The sequence below is a fragment of the Thermomicrobium sp. genome (genome assembly GCF_053493975.1).
The window spans coordinates 24,466-39,799 of sequence record NZ_JBRBZA010000033.1; the positions used below are offsets into that span (position 1 = coordinate 24,466).

At 66.4% G+C, this 15,334-nt stretch carries 12 protein-coding genes and 1 pseudogene; 10 read left to right on the forward strand and 3 right to left on the reverse strand.

What is annotated here, in order from left to right; genetic code table 11:
• The first annotated feature begins 192 nt into the window (after positions 1–192).
• The 3 genes from ACWIVK_RS06265 (at position 193) to ACWIVK_RS06275 (ending at position 5,475) form a co-directional block, all read left to right on the forward strand.
• Positions 193–1,899 (forward strand): methyl-accepting chemotaxis protein, encoded by a 1,707-nt coding sequence (locus ACWIVK_RS06265; protein ID WP_448575771.1) that lies wholly within the window; start codon positions 193–195, stop codon positions 1,897–1,899.
• Between the two features lie 68 nt (positions 1,900–1,967).
• Positions 1,968–3,389, forward strand: a complete 1,422-nt coding sequence (locus ACWIVK_RS06270) for a methyl-accepting chemotaxis protein (RefSeq protein WP_448575737.1) — start codon at positions 1,968–1,970, stop codon at positions 3,387–3,389.
• A gap of 634 nt (positions 3,390–4,023) precedes the next feature.
• Positions 4,024–5,475, forward strand: a complete 1,452-nt coding sequence (locus tag ACWIVK_RS06275; RefSeq protein WP_448575739.1) for an NCS2 family permease — start codon at positions 4,024–4,026, stop codon at positions 5,473–5,475.
• Positions 5,476–5,483: 8 nt separating this feature from the next.
• Here ACWIVK_RS06275 and ACWIVK_RS06280 read toward each other — a convergent pair whose 3' ends face one another.
• The 3 genes from ACWIVK_RS06280 to ACWIVK_RS06290 all read right to left on the reverse strand — a co-directional run bounded on the left by ACWIVK_RS06280 (position 5,484) and on the right by ACWIVK_RS06290 (position 6,949).
• Complete coding sequence (locus ACWIVK_RS06280; protein WP_448575741.1) at positions 5,484–5,702, reverse strand: hypothetical protein; 219 nt, start codon at positions 5,700–5,702, stop codon at positions 5,484–5,486.
• A 22-nt stretch (positions 5,703–5,724) separates the two neighbouring features.
• A complete protein-coding gene (locus tag ACWIVK_RS06285; RefSeq protein ID WP_287415481.1) occupies positions 5,725–5,898 on the reverse strand; it encodes a hypothetical protein in 174 nt (57 codons plus the stop codon).
• A 139-nt stretch (positions 5,899–6,037) separates the two neighbouring features.
• The gene (locus tag ACWIVK_RS06290; protein ID WP_448575742.1) at positions 6,038–6,949 is read right to left on the reverse strand and encodes a cation diffusion facilitator family transporter; all 912 of its coding nucleotides are present in this window, start codon (positions 6,947–6,949) and stop codon (positions 6,038–6,040) included.
• A gap of 963 nt (positions 6,950–7,912) precedes the next feature.
• Between ACWIVK_RS06290 and menB the strand changes: the two genes are divergently transcribed.
• The 7 genes and pseudogenes from menB (at position 7,913) to ACWIVK_RS06325 (ending at position 15,267) form a co-directional block, all read left to right on the forward strand.
• Positions 7,913–8,740: a 1,4-dihydroxy-2-naphthoyl-CoA synthase gene (gene menB / locus ACWIVK_RS06295; RefSeq protein ID WP_448575743.1), complete on the forward strand. Its 828-nt coding sequence runs from the start codon at positions 7,913–7,915 to the stop codon at positions 8,738–8,740.
• Positions 8,741–8,753: 13 nt separating this feature from the next.
• Positions 8,754–9,677, forward strand: coding sequence for a 1,4-dihydroxy-2-naphthoate polyprenyltransferase (locus tag ACWIVK_RS06300; RefSeq protein WP_448575745.1), 924 nt, complete (start codon positions 8,754–8,756; stop codon positions 9,675–9,677).
• Positions 9,674–10,759: an o-succinylbenzoate synthase gene (gene menC / locus ACWIVK_RS06305; protein WP_448575746.1), complete on the forward strand. Its 1,086-nt coding sequence runs from the start codon at positions 9,674–9,676 to the stop codon at positions 10,757–10,759. The genes ACWIVK_RS06300 and menC overlap by 4 nt, the downstream gene beginning before the upstream one ends.
• Positions 10,756–11,157: a hypothetical protein gene (locus tag ACWIVK_RS06310; RefSeq protein ID WP_448575747.1), complete on the forward strand. Its 402-nt coding sequence runs from the start codon at positions 10,756–10,758 to the stop codon at positions 11,155–11,157. Before menC ends, ACWIVK_RS06310 begins: the two co-directional genes overlap by 4 nt.
• 12 nt (positions 11,158–11,169) lie before the next feature.
• Positions 11,170–12,633: an o-succinylbenzoate--CoA ligase gene (locus ACWIVK_RS06315; RefSeq protein ID WP_448575748.1), complete on the forward strand. Its 1,464-nt coding sequence runs from the start codon at positions 11,170–11,172 to the stop codon at positions 12,631–12,633.
• A 120-nt stretch (positions 12,634–12,753) separates the two neighbouring features.
• Positions 12,754–13,899 (forward strand): annotated as a pseudogene (locus ACWIVK_RS06320) (NAD(P)-dependent malic enzyme); the annotation flags it as partial.
• A gap of 78 nt (positions 13,900–13,977) precedes the next feature.
• The gene (locus ACWIVK_RS06325; RefSeq protein ID WP_448575772.1) at positions 13,978–15,267 is read left to right on the forward strand and encodes an NAD(P)-dependent malic enzyme; all 1,290 of its coding nucleotides are present in this window, start codon (positions 13,978–13,980) and stop codon (positions 15,265–15,267) included.
• The last annotated feature ends 67 nt before the right edge of the window (positions 15,268–15,334 follow it).

Consider the following 15,334-nt stretch of genomic DNA (forward strand, 5'->3'; position numbering starts at 1 on the left):
GATAGCGGCGCACCGTGCATCCGATCCAGCATCGGCGCGAACAGGAGAAGTCTCCGCACGCAGTTCATCCGATGACCAGGTGGCCCTCTCGGTGGGAGCTGTCGCTACCGATCTTCCTTAGGAAGACGGCGAATCCTGTTGCTCGACCTGGAGGGTGTTGCGATGATACCTGAGGAAACCAGGCACGTGCGGATGCAAAACCTGGACGATCTCGAAGACCGCGCCAGCGACACGACGCATGAGTTCCTGGAACGGTTGCGAGCGTTCTTCGAGGCGGGAATCTCCTCGTTCAGTCAACCGATCGTCCTGCAGGGGAGCGATCCGGTGGGCAGCCGAGTAGCGCGGGCGCTCGATGGGTTGGCAAATGATCTCAAGGCGATGCTGCGGGCTCTGGAGACATCGGTGCGCCGCTCAGCGATCGGGGTGGCGCGGAGCGCGCTGCGCATCCAAGCGGTAACCAAGGCGATCGATCAGACGCGCCAGCAGGCAGACGCCGTAGCGCACGCATTGCGGGAGATACATGGAGGGGTAGAGGAACTGGCCACTGCGGCAGGGAACGCGGCGGCAGCTGCGCAGGCCGTCGATGAGCAGTCCGGGCGCGGTCTGCGCACGAGCGAGCTCGCTGAGCGGGAAGTGGTCGCGCTCCAAGCGCAACTGCAGGAGGCAGCGGAACGGTTGCACATGTTGCTCGGGGACGTGGCACAGATCACGCGGGTGAGCGAAGTCATCGCCACGATCGCCAAGCAGACGAACCTCCTGGCGCTGAATGCGGCAATCGAAGCGGCGCGGGCCGGCGAGCAGGGTCGCGGTTTCGCGGTGGTGGCGGAGGAAGTGCGCAAGCTCGCCGAGCATGCAGCGACGCAGACACACGAGATCCGTGCACTGACGGAGAGAGTCGCGGCTCAGCTCGCGCCGGCCCGCGAGGCGCTCCGTCGGAGCGTCGAGTCCGCCGAGACGGCGGCAAGTGCGACCGTCGAGACCCGAACGACCCTTCGAGCCACGAGCGAGCTCGCAGCGCGAGCAGCGCAAGCGGTCGACGCGATCGCCCGCGTCATTCATGAGCAAACGACTGCCCTCGAGCGCGCGGCTGCCTCGCTCGGAGAGATCGTCCAGAGCATCGGATCGATCGAACACCAGGCCCAGCGGATCGCTGAGGAAACCTTCGCGCTCGCGCACGTCGCTTCCGATGCCTACGAACAGCTCGCCAAAGTCGATACCGGTACCATGTTCCATCGGGCTCTCGCCGCCTGTCGGGAACTCGCGGAGCGCTGCCAACGCGTCTTCGAACGAGCGGTCGACGAGCGACGCGTACGCCTGGAAGACCTCCTGGAACTCCGCTACACCGAGATCGAAGGGCCAGCGATCCGTTCGCTGGCGCGCCTCTTCGACGTGAGCCGGGTACCACCGGAGGGATTCCAGCCGCCGAAGTACAGCACGGCGTACGATGCTGTGGTCGATCTGGAGCTGTCGGAGGAAATGGAGGCAGTGCTGCGCAAAGAGCCACGCCTGGTCTTCGCACTACCGATCGACCTGAACACCTATGCGCCGATGCACAACCGGGCCTTTTGCCAGGACTGGACCGGCATTCCGGAGCGGGATCTCGCCGGCAATCGGGTCAAGCGCTTCTTCTGGGATCAGCGAGTGCTGGTGCGTGGAGCGCGCGTCGGGCTCGGCGCAGCGGCCGAGCGGTTGCCGAATATGGCCTCGCGCACGGACTTCATCAGGGCAGGCTGTGATCTGCGCGAATCTCCACAGCAGCGGTCGCAGTTTCTGGTCCAGACCTATGCGCGCGATACCGGGGAAGTGATGACGGTCATGACCGTACCCCTCTTCGTCAAAGGGCATCGTTGGGGTGCAGCGCTGGTCGGTTGGAAGGAAGACGAGCGCGATGGATCTTGAGGAGGGCTCCGACGCTGCCGATGAAATCAGTGAGAAGGCTGTGGCGTGGCGGATCGAGGGAGGTCGTCATGGGTGACCTGATGACGGGAATGGGTGGAGCAGGTGGGGCAGCGGTGGCAGCTCCCTGGCCCGGACAGGGATCCGACGAGATGGCTAGCGACGAGACGATCTGGTTGGCGCTGGAGCGGCTGGCGACGGAGCTGGCGCGTGGAGACTTGGTGACGGCCGAGCAGGTCGTCGCCGAGTTACCGCCAGCGTTGCGTCGCCAATGGTCCGGCGTGGTCGCGGCCTGGCGCGACCGAGTCGCCGAGCTGCTCGTTGCGGCATCGGGTGCGGTGGCCGAGGGGCTCCGGCCCGTGCGCGCGGCCGATGAGTTCTCTCAAGCGTTCCGCGCGCAAAAGGAGCAGGTGACGCAAGCCGCCAGCGTCGCCCGGGAACTGGCACAAGCTGTCCAGCTCGTCTTCGGGAGCGTGGGGCAAGTCTCGGATGCCGCTCGCGGGGCAGCCGACCGTGCCGATGCTGGGATCCAGCGAGTCGACGAGGCCTTGCGGTCTTTGGCAGATGTCGCGCGCTCGGTGGGTGAGCTCCAGCGACGGATCGAGGAGCTGTCGCAGGCGGTGCACCCGATCACCCAAGTCCTGGGGACGATCGCCACGATCGCCAAACAGACGAATCTGTTGGCGCTCAACGCCGCGATCGAGGCGGCGCGCGCTGGCGAGCATGGGCGCGGCTTTGCGGTGGTGGCGGAGGAGGTCCGGCGCTTGGCCGTTTCGACGCAAGACGCGGTGGCGGGAATTCGGCAGCAAGTTCAGGCACTGTCCGAGGGGATGCAGCGAGTCGGCGAAGCCATGGGTGTCGTCGCCGAGCAGGTCGAGAACGGGGCGCTGGTGGCAGCCGGTGGGCAGGAGGCGCTGGCCTCGATCCGCAAGAGTGTCGATTCCATCGTCGTTCCCTTGCAGGAGATCGCGTCGGCAGCCGAAGAGCAAGCCCAGGCGGTCAACCAGCTGGCGCGGAACGTGCAGGCGGTCGCGGAGGTTGCGGAGTCGGTCGGGCGACAGGCCGAGGAGTTGACGATCGGTGTTCTCGAGCAGATGCAGCGACTGCGGGCGATGCGGGAGCTGATCGCGCAAACGACGCTGGCCCTCTCCGATACCCAGCTCGTGCAGGTGGCGAAGGCCGATCACCTGTTGTGGGTTCAGCGCTTGTTGGCCATGCTGCACGGCAAGGAGCAGCTGCAACCGGAGCAGGTGGCCGACTGGACTGTCTGCCGGTTGGGACGCTGGTACTACGGTCGCGGTCGCGAGCGCTACGGGAACTCGAGCGTCTTCCGGCAGTTGGAAGCACCGCACCAGCGCTTGCACCAGACGGCGGCCGAGGCGGTGCGCGCCTGGAACCGGGGCGACCGCGAGCGCGCGCGGGAACTCGTGGACGAGGTACGGAGGATTTCGGCCGAAATCGTCCAGCTTCTCGAGACGCTGCGGACCACGTGAGCGTGTGACTCGCTCGGTTCGACCGAGGCGCCGGGAGCGAGCCGACGCCACCCAAGCGGCTGCAGAGCGCTCGCTGCCGGGGCCGCCTCATCCGGTCGCAGTGTGCCCTTCGACTCTTGCGCTGGGTGAGGCACCAGCAGCTGGGGGGCAATCAGCTCCGTCCTCCGCGGAACGAGCCAGCTCGTCCGGTCCGGCGGGCTCGGCTGGCCGGTACGTGGCTCGACTGATCGATCACCTGGCGAGGAACAACGCTGTCGCGACACGCTGTGCTCAGCAGCTCCATGCCAATCGGTGCCGAAAGGCTCGCGGTGTGTGGCTGTCTCGGCGCCGCGATCGCTCGCTTCCAGCGATCGTCTCTCGTTCCCGATCGCATCGATCCCGCGCAGGGCGGGGGCGAACGCAAGTTGCCTCTCCGTTCGTTGCTGGAGGCGCGACAGTCAGCGTGGATGCAAGCGGGCGCAGTGATCCGCTCGGCGCTGCGATCGGACTTGACTCGCCAGAGGAGAGGGATGGATCGTCGTCTTCTCGAATCAGTCTGGCGGCCTCGCGGGTGACTCGGCGCGCGTCTTGTCGCTTTTTCGCCCGACCGGTAGAGTATCCACTGTGCGGGAAGGTGGGCCGAAGGAGGTAAGGCGTGAGCGGGCGGGCTGTCGGGGCAGGAGCGGCGACGGGCGAGAGCTGGCTCGAGCGCTTTTTCCACTTGCGGGAACTCGGGACGAATGTTCGGACGGAGCTTCTGGCCGGCGTCACGACCTTCATGGTGATGGCCTACATCATCTTCGTGAACCCGCAGATCTTGAGCGCTCCCGATGTGCCGGACAAGCTCGCGATCTCGGCGGTGACGACCGCGACGGCCCTCGTCGCTGGCGTGATGACGATCGCCATGGGATTGGCGACGAATCGGGCCTATGCCATGGCCCCGGGGATGGGGCTGAATGCCGTCGTCGCATTCCAGCTGATGGGAGCGCTCGGGCTGACTGCGGCCGAGGCGATGGGGGTGATCGTCGCCGAAGGACTGGTCATCACGGTGCTGGTCTTGCTCGGTATCCGGCGCTACGTCATGGAAGCGATCCCGCTCGAACTCAAGCAGGCGATCTCGGTCGGCATCGGGCTCTTCATCCTGTTCATCGGTCTCGTCAATGGCGGCATCGTGGTGCGCGACGAGGCGACGCTGGTACGGCTGGGTGACTTGAACAGCGTGCCGGTCTTCGTCACCGGTGTCGGGTTGTTGATCACGCTGTTCTTGCTCGCGCGCAACGTTCGCGGGGCACTCCTGTGGGGGATCCTGCTCACCACGGTCGTTGCCATGATTGCCCGCGCCGTGACGGGGACGGACGCGTTCCCACCCGGTGTGGCCCAGTTCCCCACGCAGTGGATCGCCGTACCGGATTTCAGCCGAATCGGTGACTTCAGCTTCGGTTTCTTCGCCAAGCTGGGTATCCTCACCGCGATCCTGGTCGTCTTCTCCATCATGCTGGCGGACTTCTTCGATACCATGGGAACGTTGATCGGCGTGGGACGGCAGGCAGGATACTTGAACGAGCGTGGCGAGTTACCACAGGCACAGCGGGCGTTGCTCGTCGACTCGCTCGGGGCGGTCGTCGGTGGCGCCTGCAGCGCTTCCTCAGCGACGACCTACATCGAGTCAGCGGCTGGTATCGGCGTCGGCGGGCGGAGCGGTCTGGTCTCGGTGGTGACTGGGATCTTGTTCCTCCTCTCGATGCCGTTCTGGCCGGTCGTCGGGATCGTCCCGGCCCAAGCGACGGCACCGGCACTGATCGTCGTCGGCTGGATGATGATGGGTGTACTCAGTCGAGCCGAAGCCGAGGCCGAGGGGAAGCCGTCGCGGGTGCAGGTGGGTGGTATCGACTTCGCCAATATCGAAGTCGGACTCCCGGTCACCATGACCATGCTGATGATGCCCTTCACGTACAGCATCACCGATGGAATCGGTGCTGGCTTCATCACCTGGACGCTCATCAAGGTCTTCCGCGGCAAGTTCCGCGAGGTGCACCCGGTCCTCTATGTGGTGAGCGCGGCGTTCGTCATCTACTTCTTGCGCCATGCCTTGGGCTTGGTCGTCTAGGCCGGGACTCACGCAGCGAAGCCGTGCCGGGCGGCCTGGATGACCAGGACGAGGAAGGCCAGGGCGACTGCATAGGAGCCGAGCACCGCGGCGAGCGTCCAAGCCAAAGCACCCAAGGGATCACCGGCGGCCTCGCACTGGTCAGCCTGGCGGATGGCGCCGAGCAGCCAGTGCGGGCCGAGAAGAAACGCACCGAGTGCCAGGAACACGGTCGCGAGGTCGAGCACGGTTGGACACCTGACACGCTGGTCAGCTGGGAGCGCGCTGGCGTGCGAGGACGAGTGCAAGCACGATGATGAGCGCTGCCAGCGCGACGAAAAGGATGGCGCCCACTGCACCACTGACCCATCCGGCGAAGGTAAGCAGGGCCAGGAGAGCGAAGAGCGGCAGCAAGAACCAAATGAGCACCTGCAGTCGCGGCATGATCGCGCTCCTTCCAAGAGTGCGCACAACGCGTGCGCTGATCGTCTCATGCGGGTCGATGCCCCATCATCATACCACGCTGGCTGATCGGAACGGTGTGCTGGAGCGGTGGCCTGGCGGCATCAGCTGAGCGGATCGGTCATTCGGTCCAGACACGGTACCCGCGGGTGACGCGCAAGTGTTCGGGGAGAGCCGGCTCGACGTGCACGGTGACATCGGCGGCCTGACCGATGGCCTGCTCGACCGTGCGCGCGACTTCGCTGGCGATCTCGTGGGCCGTTCGGACACTCAGTTCCGGGTCGACCTGGATATGGAGATCGACCCAGGCGAGACCGTCGCCGCCGCGCGTGCGGATGTTGTGGACACCCCGGACGCCAGGAACGCTCCGTACTGCGTGCTCGATCACCTCGACTGGAACGACAGCGGTGTCGGAGAGGGTGAGCGCGGCATCCCGGATGATCGTCCAGGCGCCCCAGGCGATCACACCAGCGATGGCGATCGCCAAGAGCGGATCGACGATGGCATAACCAGCGCGGACAGCCACGAGCCCACCGATGACGGCGAGCGAGACGAGCGCATCGGCGGCCGTATGCTTGGCATCGGCGCTCAGGATCGAGCTGTGGAGCTCGCGTCCGCGCCGGCGTTCCCACGTGCTGACGCCGATATTCACGAACAGCGTGACCAGCATGACGGCGAAGGAGATGGGCGTCACCTCCGGTTGAACGCGTTCCTGGAGACGATGCCAGGCGTCTTGGACGATTTGCACGACCAGGAGACCCATCGCGCCCGCGATGACCAGCGAGGTCAGCGCTTCGAAGCGCCGGTGCCCGTACGGGTGATCGGGATCGGGCGGACGCGCCGCGATGGCCATGCCGACGAGTCCGACGATGTTCGCTGCGGCATCGAGCAGGGAGTTCAGACCGTCGGCCAAGATGGAGAGGCTGCCGGAAAGGAAGCCGACCACGAGCTTGGCGACCGCGACCGTGAGATTGAGCACGAGTACGGTCACCAGCGTGCGCTTGATCGATCGGGTTCGGGACGAACGCGGCACGATGCTTTCCATCCGCGGCGCCGGCCGCTGCACACTGCTCGTCGGAGTAACTCTACGCGGGACGACTGGGCGCGGAGAAGAGCAAACGATGAATTCACGTTTACAAAAACTGGGAACGCTGATCGGCCGAGGCTCGCCGCGCCCGACAGCGCTCGCGGCGAGATCGGGAGTGCAGTCGGATCGTTTCGCATCTGTCCGGCGTGCACTGCTCGATCGCGCGGGAACCGACAAAGCGGCGATCGGCCTGCCGTGGCGCGAGTGGGACAGGCTCGGCTCGCTTGGGTGAGATCGCACGAGGGGGCTCAGTAGGACTGGGGAGTTCCGTCTCGAGCGGGTACCGGTACCGACTCGTCACGGCGGCAACGGCGCCGGGGCACCGCGGGGACGACGTGCACCACCTCTCGGGCGACACCCACGATGGCGTAGTGGAGGGAGACGAGCAGAACCGGCCCAAAACGAGCAGTCGCGACATGTTCCCCTGCGCGACTCGCTGCGCGATCGCGCCTTCCGTGACGGCGCTCCGGTCGCGGCAGGCCCGATGCGGCACACGCTCCTGCCCGACGGTCGTGCGGGCCAGCGGGATGCCGCGGGCCGCGTAGCTGGTCGAAGGGAAGGAGAACCGTCCGCCGGGCACCGCGCCCGTCTGTCGAGGGAATGGGGCCTCGCGAGCGAACGCCCCGTCTGCTTGCCGTGTCCTGTTGTCGTCTCGGTCTCTCGTCTTTTGGGAGGGATCGCTGAGTCAGCGGTGAGGACAGCTCCTTCGCTGCACGCCGATCCCTTCCATGCTGCTGGGCGCGAGGTAGTGGCGGGACTCGTCCGAGTAGTGCGCTACTCGAAAGGTGGTTTTCTGCTGTACTCGGTGCGGGCAGTGGGAGAGGGGACAACTCTCACCGTGGGAGATGGCTAAGATTGATGAACTGGAAGGAGGCCGGCACTGCCGGCACGACTCGATTAGGAGGACGAATGAGCCAGTTCGAGTGGGTACCGATCAAGCAGTACACCGACATTCTCTACGAGCGACTCGCCGGCGAGGGGATCGCCAAGATCACGATCAACCGGCCGGAAGTTCGCAACGCGTTCCGCCCGCTGACGGTCATGGAGATGATGGACGCCTTTGCCCATGCCCGGGACGACAGCTCGCTCGGCGTCGTCCTCTTGACCGGAGCCGGGGACAAGGCGTTTTGCTCCGGTGGCGACCAGCGCGTGCGCGGCCACGGCGGGTATGTGGACGACGAGGGCATCCCGCGGCTCAACGTGCTGGATCTGCAGAAGCAGATTCGCTATTTGCCCAAGCCGGTGATCGCCGTCGTCAACGGCTATGCGATCGGCGGTGGACATGTGCTGCACGTGGTCTGTGACCTGACGATCGCTGCCGAGCATGCCAAGTTCGGGCAGGTCGGGCCGCGCGTCGGGAGCTTCGACGCGGGATACGGTGCGACCTTGCTGGGGCGGATCGTCGGGCACAAGAAGGCGAAGGAGATCTGGTTCCTCTGCCGGCAGTACACCGCGCAGGAAGCACTGGAGATGGGGCTGGTCAACGCGGTCGTGCCCTATGAGAAGCTCGAGGAGACCGCAGTCGAGTGGGCGCGGGAGATCCTGGAAAAGAGCCCGATGGCGATCCGTTTCCTCAAGGCGGCCTTCAACGCCGATACCGATGGCTTGGCGGGATTGCAACAGCTGGCCGGTGATGCGACGTTGCTCTACTACTTGACGGACGAGGCCAAGGAGGGGCACCGGGCGTTCCTCGAGAAGCGCAAACCGGATTTCTCCAAGTTCCCGCGCTTCCCGTGATGGAGCGAGTCGCATGAGTGTCCCGGTGAGCGATCCCGCACGGATGACCGGACGAGGCACCAGCTGGCGCGTGTGGTGGCTGGGGGCGCGACCGGCTACGCTGGTCGCTGCCATCGGTCCGGTGCTCGTCGGGACAGCAGCCGGGGTGCGGGAAGCCGGGACGATCCGCTGGTTACCGTTCCTGGCGGCGCTGGTGACCGCGCTGCTCATTCAGATCGGGACCAACTATGCCAACGATCTCTTCGACTATCTCAAGGGGGCGGACCGTCCCGATCGAGTGGGGCCGACGCGCATCACGGCGCGCGGCTTGGTGACGGTGACCGCGATGCGCCGGGCGGTCATCCTGACCTTCGCTCTGGCCATGCTGTTCGGTCTTTATCTCGTCTGGGTCGGCGGATGGCCGATCCTGCTCATCGGTCTGGCTTCCATCGCGGCCGGGATCCTCTACACGGCTGGACCGATGCCGCTCGGCTACGCTGGGCTCGGAGACGTGTTCGTCTTCGTGTTCTTCGGGCTCGTCGCAGTGGGCGGGAGTGCCTATCTCCAAACCGGTTCCCTGTCCGGGCTCGCGCTCCTCGCGGCGGTTCCAATCGGTTTGCTCATCACCGCGATCCTGGTCGTCAACAACCTCCGCGATATCCCGACCGATCGAGCTGCTGGCAAGCGCACGCTAGCGGTTCGCATCGGTGAGCGGGCGACGCGCTGGCAGTACGCCCTGCTGCTCGCCGGGGCCTATCTGGTCCCCGTGTTGCTCTGGCTGCTCGACCGGGCTGGGCCGGTGGTGCTGCTTCCCTGGCTTACCTCGCCACTCGCTCTCCGACTGGTGGAGGTGGTCCTGCGCGGTGCGAGCGGTCCGGCCCTCAACCCTGTCCTCAAGCGGACTGGCCAGCTCCAGCTGCTGTTCGCCACGCTTTTCGCTCTGGGGTTGCTCGGGTGAGCGGCTCGCGCCTCGATTGGCGATGGTACCGCCTGCGCTTCCGCGTTCCGCTGGAGACGGCCGCGGGATCGCTCAGGACCCGACGAGGGATCCTGCTCAGCGTGGTGACTGCGGATGGGCTGGTCGGACTCGGGGATATCGCTCCTTGGCCGGGAACGGAAGACCGTGCGCTTCCGGAGGCAGCTGACTGGTTAGCAGCGCTTCGCGCAGTCGCCGAGGAGGGAGAGGAAGCGCTCCGGCAGGCGCTGGAGCGAGTCGCGGCAGTGACGCCTGGAGCACGGGCGGCGCGGGCCGCGCTGGAAACGGCGCTGCTCGATCTCGGCGCCCAGCGGGTCGGTGTTCCTCTGGCCTTCTGGCTGCGCTCGTCGGCGCGTCCTTCTGTCCCCGTGAACGCGCTCATCGGGATCGCTGATCCGGAGCACACGGTCGAGGCTGCGCGAGCAGCCGTCGCTGCTGGGTTTCGGACCCTCAAGCTCAAGGTGCGCATCGCGGCGAGCGAGGTGGAGCGCGTCGCGGCGGTCCGCCGGGCAGTCGGCCCAGCGGTTCAGCTACGGCTCGATGCGAACGCCTCGGCGACGGTCGCAGCTGCACTCGCCTTCGCGCGGGCGGTCGCACCGCTCGGAATCGAGTACCTGGAGCAGCCGGTGGGTTCCCTGGAGGAACTCGCGGCGTTGCGGCGGGAGAGTCCGGTGCCACTCGCCGCTGATGAGGCGCTCGCCGGCCCTGACGAACTGGAACGGGCGCTCGTCTCGAAGGCAGCGGATATCCTGATCGCCAAGCTGCCGCTCGTGGGCAGTGTGGAGCGCTTGCTCGACCTGGCCGAACGATGCGAGCGGGCCGGCATCGCGGTGGTGGTGACGAGTACCTTGGAATCGGCGGTCGGTCTGGCGGCGGCCCTCCACGTGGCAGCGGCACTGCCCGGGAGCGGGCAGCGTGCTCACGGACTCGCCACCGCTGGTCTGGTCGAATCGCTCGGTCGCGAGCGGATGCTCCAGCCGACCGATGGCTACCTCGTGCTCCCGCCCGGGCCAGGGTTGGGACTGGATCGAACGAAGGTGCTGGCAGGAGAGGAAGTGGGATGACAGCAGGCGAGCGGAAACGGGTGGTGAGAGGGCTCGGGGTCATCGTGCTCGAGACCGAGGTAGGGCTGGCTGTCTCGGCAGTGCTCGTCCCACGGACCCTCGCGACCTCACGGGGGCTCGCCAATCTGCTGGCGGTGGCCAGTGCGCTGCTCGTCGCGGCGGGTTGGATCGTCGGAGGGGTGGCGAGTCGGCGGGGAGCTCGCTGGCGAGGAGCCCTGGTCGGCCTCATCGCGTATCTCGTCGCTGGTTCAGCCTGGACGGCCGGGTCCATCCTCCTCGATCCGTGGCAAGTCGATTACGGTCGCGTCGATATCGTCCGTTTCGTGCTCTACTCCGTTCTGCTCTGGCCGTTCGCGCTGACGTATACCCTCGATTGGTTCGGTTTGGGCGGATTCTGAGCGGAGGCGCCGATGCTGGTCCCCGAGTGGCTGGCCTGGCGGGCGCAGACCACCCCGGATCGTCCGGCACTCGTCTGGCGCGACCGTGTCTGGTCGTTCGCCGCGCTGGCCGCGGCGGCTGACGAAGCGGCGCGACGCTTGGCCGGCCTCGGTGTTCAGGCGGGCGATCGCGTCGCTGTGCTGCTGGCGAACCGGCCGGAGTTCGTCCAGCTAGTCCATGCGGTCAGCCGCTTGGGCGCGATCCTCGTCCCGCTCAATGTGCGGCTCACCAGAAGCGAACTGCACGCCTTGCTCGACGATGCCGGACCGCGGGTCGTGGTGGTCGATCGCACGACCTGGTCGGTGCTGGATGGTTGGTCGGGCACCGCGGTCGAGATCGACTGGGAGTGGTCGTCGCTGTCCGAGACGAGGGTGGAATTGCGGCGCACGATCGACCTCACCGCTGTGCACACCCTGGTCTACACCTCGGGGACGACGTCCCGACCGAAAGGAGTGTTGCTGACCTACGGAAACCATTGGTGGAGCGCGCTCGGGTCTCAGCTGAACATCGGGGCCGTGCCGGAGGATCGCTGGCTCCTGTGCTTGCCGCTTTTCCACGTGGGTGGGCTCTCCATTCTGTTCCGCAGCCTCATCGGCGGCTTCGCGGTGGAGCTCCACGAACGCTTCGATCCGGCTGCGGTCAACCAGGCGATCGATGAGGGAGCGACGCTGCTCTCGGTCGTCGGGACGATGCTCTGGCGGATGCTCGAAGCGCGAGGGGAGCACCCCTATCCGCGTCATGTGCGCGCTGTCCTGCTCGGTGGCGGGCCCGCGCCCCGTCCCTTGCTGGAGCGCGCCGCTGCCCTCGGCGTTCCCGTGCTGCAGACCTACGGGCTCACCGAGACCGCCTCGCAGTTGGCGACGCTGGCGCCGGAGGACGCGCTGCGGAAACTCGGCTCGGCCGGCAAGCCCTTGTACCCGAACGAGTTGCGGGTCGTGCGGGAAGACGGCAGCCCGGCTGCACCAGGGGAGCCGGGCGAGATCACCGTTCGCGGCCCAGTCGTTACGCCCGGCTACTGGCGACGACCCGACCTCACGGCTCGCGCACTGCGTGACGGCTGGCTCTGGACGGGTGACCTGGGCTATCTCGACGAAGATGGGTATCTGACCGTGCTCGACCGGCGCGACGACCTCGTCGTGACCGGGGGCGAGAACGTCTATCCGGCGGAGGTGGAGGCGGTGCTGCTGGCGCATCCCGCGGTCGCGGAAGCGGCGGTAGTGGGGATTCCCGATGTGGAATGGGGACAGCGCGTCGTCGCGGCGGTCGTCCTGCGTCCTGGTGCAACGGTGAGCGCGGCGGACCTTGCCGGTTGGTGCCGGGAACGGCTGGCTGGGTACAAGGTGCCGAGAGCGTTCCGGTTCGTGAGCGAGCTTCCCCGGACGGAGAGCGGCAAGCTCCAGCGGTGGGCAGTGAGGCAGGCATGGAACGCGGAGTGAAGCGCACGGCATCGCTCGTGCGGTGCTGCGTTGCCAGCTGCGAATTGCCAAGGTATCCTCCGAGCCGTAGAATGCCCGGGGAAAGATGACGGCGTTCGGTTCCGCTGAACGGGGTGGGGCATGTATCTGCTCGATCAGCCAGATGCAGCGTTGGCCTATCGCCGGCAATATCGCGGGCTGATCGGCATCGCGAGCAAAGTGCCGCTGCGCGATCGTGCCATGCTCAGCTTGGTCTACACGCCCGGCGTTGCCGAGGCGTGCCGGGTGATCAGCCAGGACGAGGTGAGTTCGTTCGATCTGACTGGACGCGGGAACACGGTCGCCATCCTGACGGATGCGTCCGATCTCTTCGGACCCACCCGGGCGCCAGTCGAGGCGGCGCTCCCGCTCTTGGAGGCGAAGGCCGTTCTCTTCAAGACCTTCGCTGGCGTGGATGCGGTCCCGATTGCGGTCGATCTCCAAGATCCTTTGGCGATCGTGGAAGTGGCACGTTCGTTGATTCCCACCTTCGGCGCGTTCTGCCTCGATCATATCCGGGCCCCGCACAGCTTCACGATCCAGGACCATTTGGAGAAGGCGGCACCGATCCCGGTCTTCTCCAACCAGCACCACGGTACGGCGATCTTGGTACTCGGTGCGCTCAAGAATGCACTGGAGGTGGTGGGGAAGCGGTTGGAGGAGGTCCGAGTCGTCATCGCTGGGGCAGGCCTCGCCGGGATCGGCGTCGCGCGCCTGCTGACCCGAGTCGGGGTCAAGGATCTCATCGTGTGCGATCGCGCGGGCGCGATCTACTTGGGGCGACCGTACCGCATGAATTGGGCCAAGGCGTACTTGGCCAAGGAGACGAATCCGGAGCGGCGACGCGGAACGCTCGCTGAGGTGTTGAAGGGTGCTGATGTCTTCATCGGATTGGCTCGCGGCAACATCCTGTCGCCGGAAATGGTCGCGGCGATGGCACCCGATCCGATCGTCTTCGCGCTGGCGCTACCGACTCCCGAGATCGATCCCGACCTGGCTCGGCAGGCGGGTGCAGCGGTGGTCGCGACCGGGCGCTCCGACTACCCGAACATGATGGATGTGTCGCTCGTTTTTCCCGGTGTCTTCCGTGGCCTGCTCGATTCGGGCGCCCGCAACATTCGGTTGCGCACGTTGATCTATGCTGCCGAGGCACTGGCCAGTTTGGTGCCGCCGGAGCAACGTGGTCCGGAGCAGATCGTCCCGCAGATCTTCGACTTTCGCGTCGCACCGGCGATCGCGGCGGCGGTGGTGCAAGCGGCTTTGGAGACCAAAGAAGCGACGCGGGAAGTCGACCCGCAGCAGGTGGCGGAGAACACGCGCCGCTACATCTACGAGGGCGTCTTCGACGTTGCGCGGCCGGCCAACCGGCGTCCTCGCTCGTTAGCCGAGCAAGCGCTGGATTTGCGCCGGCGGTATCGTGGCGTGCTGGAGATCCGCAGCAAGTTGCCGGTCCGGGACCATCACATCTTGAACTTGCTCTACTTGCCGCCGGCAGCTCTGGCGCCGGTGGAGGAGGTACGCCAGCACCGCGAAGCGGTCTACGACCTGACCGTCAAGGGGAACCTCGTGGCCATCGTGACCGATGGGAGTGCCGTGCTGGGGCTGGGCGATATCGGGCCGCAAGCTGCCTTGCCGGTGATGGAAGGGAAAGCGGTCCTCTTTCAATCGCTCGGCGGGGTGGAAGCGTTCCCGATCTGCATCGCCGAACGGGACCCCGAGCGGATCGTGGACATCGTGGCGGCCATCGCTCCCTCCTTCGGAGGGATCAACCTAGAGGACATTTCGGCACCGCGTTGCTTCGAGATCGAGTCGGCGCTCAAGGAACGCCTGGATATGCCGGTGTTCCATGACGACCAGCATGGGACGGCCATCGTGGTTTTGGCTGCGCTGATCAACGCGTTCAAGCTGCGGGGCACACCGCTCGCCGAGGCGAAAGTGGTCATCAACGGTGCCGGGGCTGCGGGGATCGCGACTGCCAAGCTGCTCTTGGTCTACGGGGTCGGTGACATCATTCTCTGCGATCGGCTGGGGGCGATCTACCGCGAGCGCGAGACGGGGATGAACCGCTACAAGATGGAGATCGCTCGGCTGACCAACAAGGCAGGCGTGCGCGGTGACCTGGCAACGGCGCTGGTGGGTGCTGATGCGTTCATCGGGCTTTCCAGCCCGAACATCCTCACACCGGAGATGATCCGCAGCATGGCGCCCGATCCGATCGTCTTCGCGCTGGCCAATCCCGATCCGGAGATCCATCCGGATCGAGCGTTGGAGGCGGGAGCACTAGTGGTGGCGACTGGGCGCTCGGATTTCCCGAATCAGGTCAATAACTCGCTGGCTTTCCCCGGCGTGTTCCGCGGTGCGCTCGACGTGCGAGCACGCGACATCAACGATGCGATGAAGCTGGCTGCCGCGCAAGCGATCGCTGAACTCGTCTCGCCGCGCCAACTCTCGCCGCAGTACGTGATTCCAGATAGTCTCGACCTCTCCGTGCCGCCGGCTGTCGCTGCGGCCGTCGCGCGGGCCGCGCAGGAAACCGGAGTCGCTCGCTTGCAGGTCGATCCGGACGACATCGCTGCGCGCACGCGGGAACTGCTCTACGAGGGCGTGCGCCGCTGAGACGGCACGTGCGCTCGTTGTCGTCAGTGCCGCGTTCTCCGTCCCGCACAGCGGCTGAACGAGAGGC

Coding starts and splice junctions, on each gene's coding strand:
- ACWIVK_RS06265 (WP_448575771.1), top strand. CDS start 193: ATGCAAAACCTGGACGATCTCGAAGACCGCGCCAGCGACACGACGCAT.
- ACWIVK_RS06270 (WP_448575737.1), top strand. CDS start 1,968: ATGGGTGACCTGATGACGGGAATGGGTGGAGCAGGTGGGGCAGCGGTG.
- ACWIVK_RS06285 (WP_287415481.1), bottom strand. CDS start 5,898: ATGCCGCGACTGCAGGTGCTCATTTGGTTCTTGCTGCCGCTCTTCGCT.
- menB (WP_448575743.1), top strand. CDS start 7,913: ATGAGCCAGTTCGAGTGGGTACCGATCAAGCAGTACACCGACATTCTC.
- ACWIVK_RS06300 (WP_448575745.1), top strand. CDS start 8,754: ATGAGTGTCCCGGTGAGCGATCCCGCACGGATGACCGGACGAGGCACC.
- ACWIVK_RS06310 (WP_448575747.1), top strand. CDS start 10,756: ATGACAGCAGGCGAGCGGAAACGGGTGGTGAGAGGGCTCGGGGTCATC.
- ACWIVK_RS06315 (WP_448575748.1), top strand. CDS start 11,170: ATGCTGGTCCCCGAGTGGCTGGCCTGGCGGGCGCAGACCACCCCGGAT.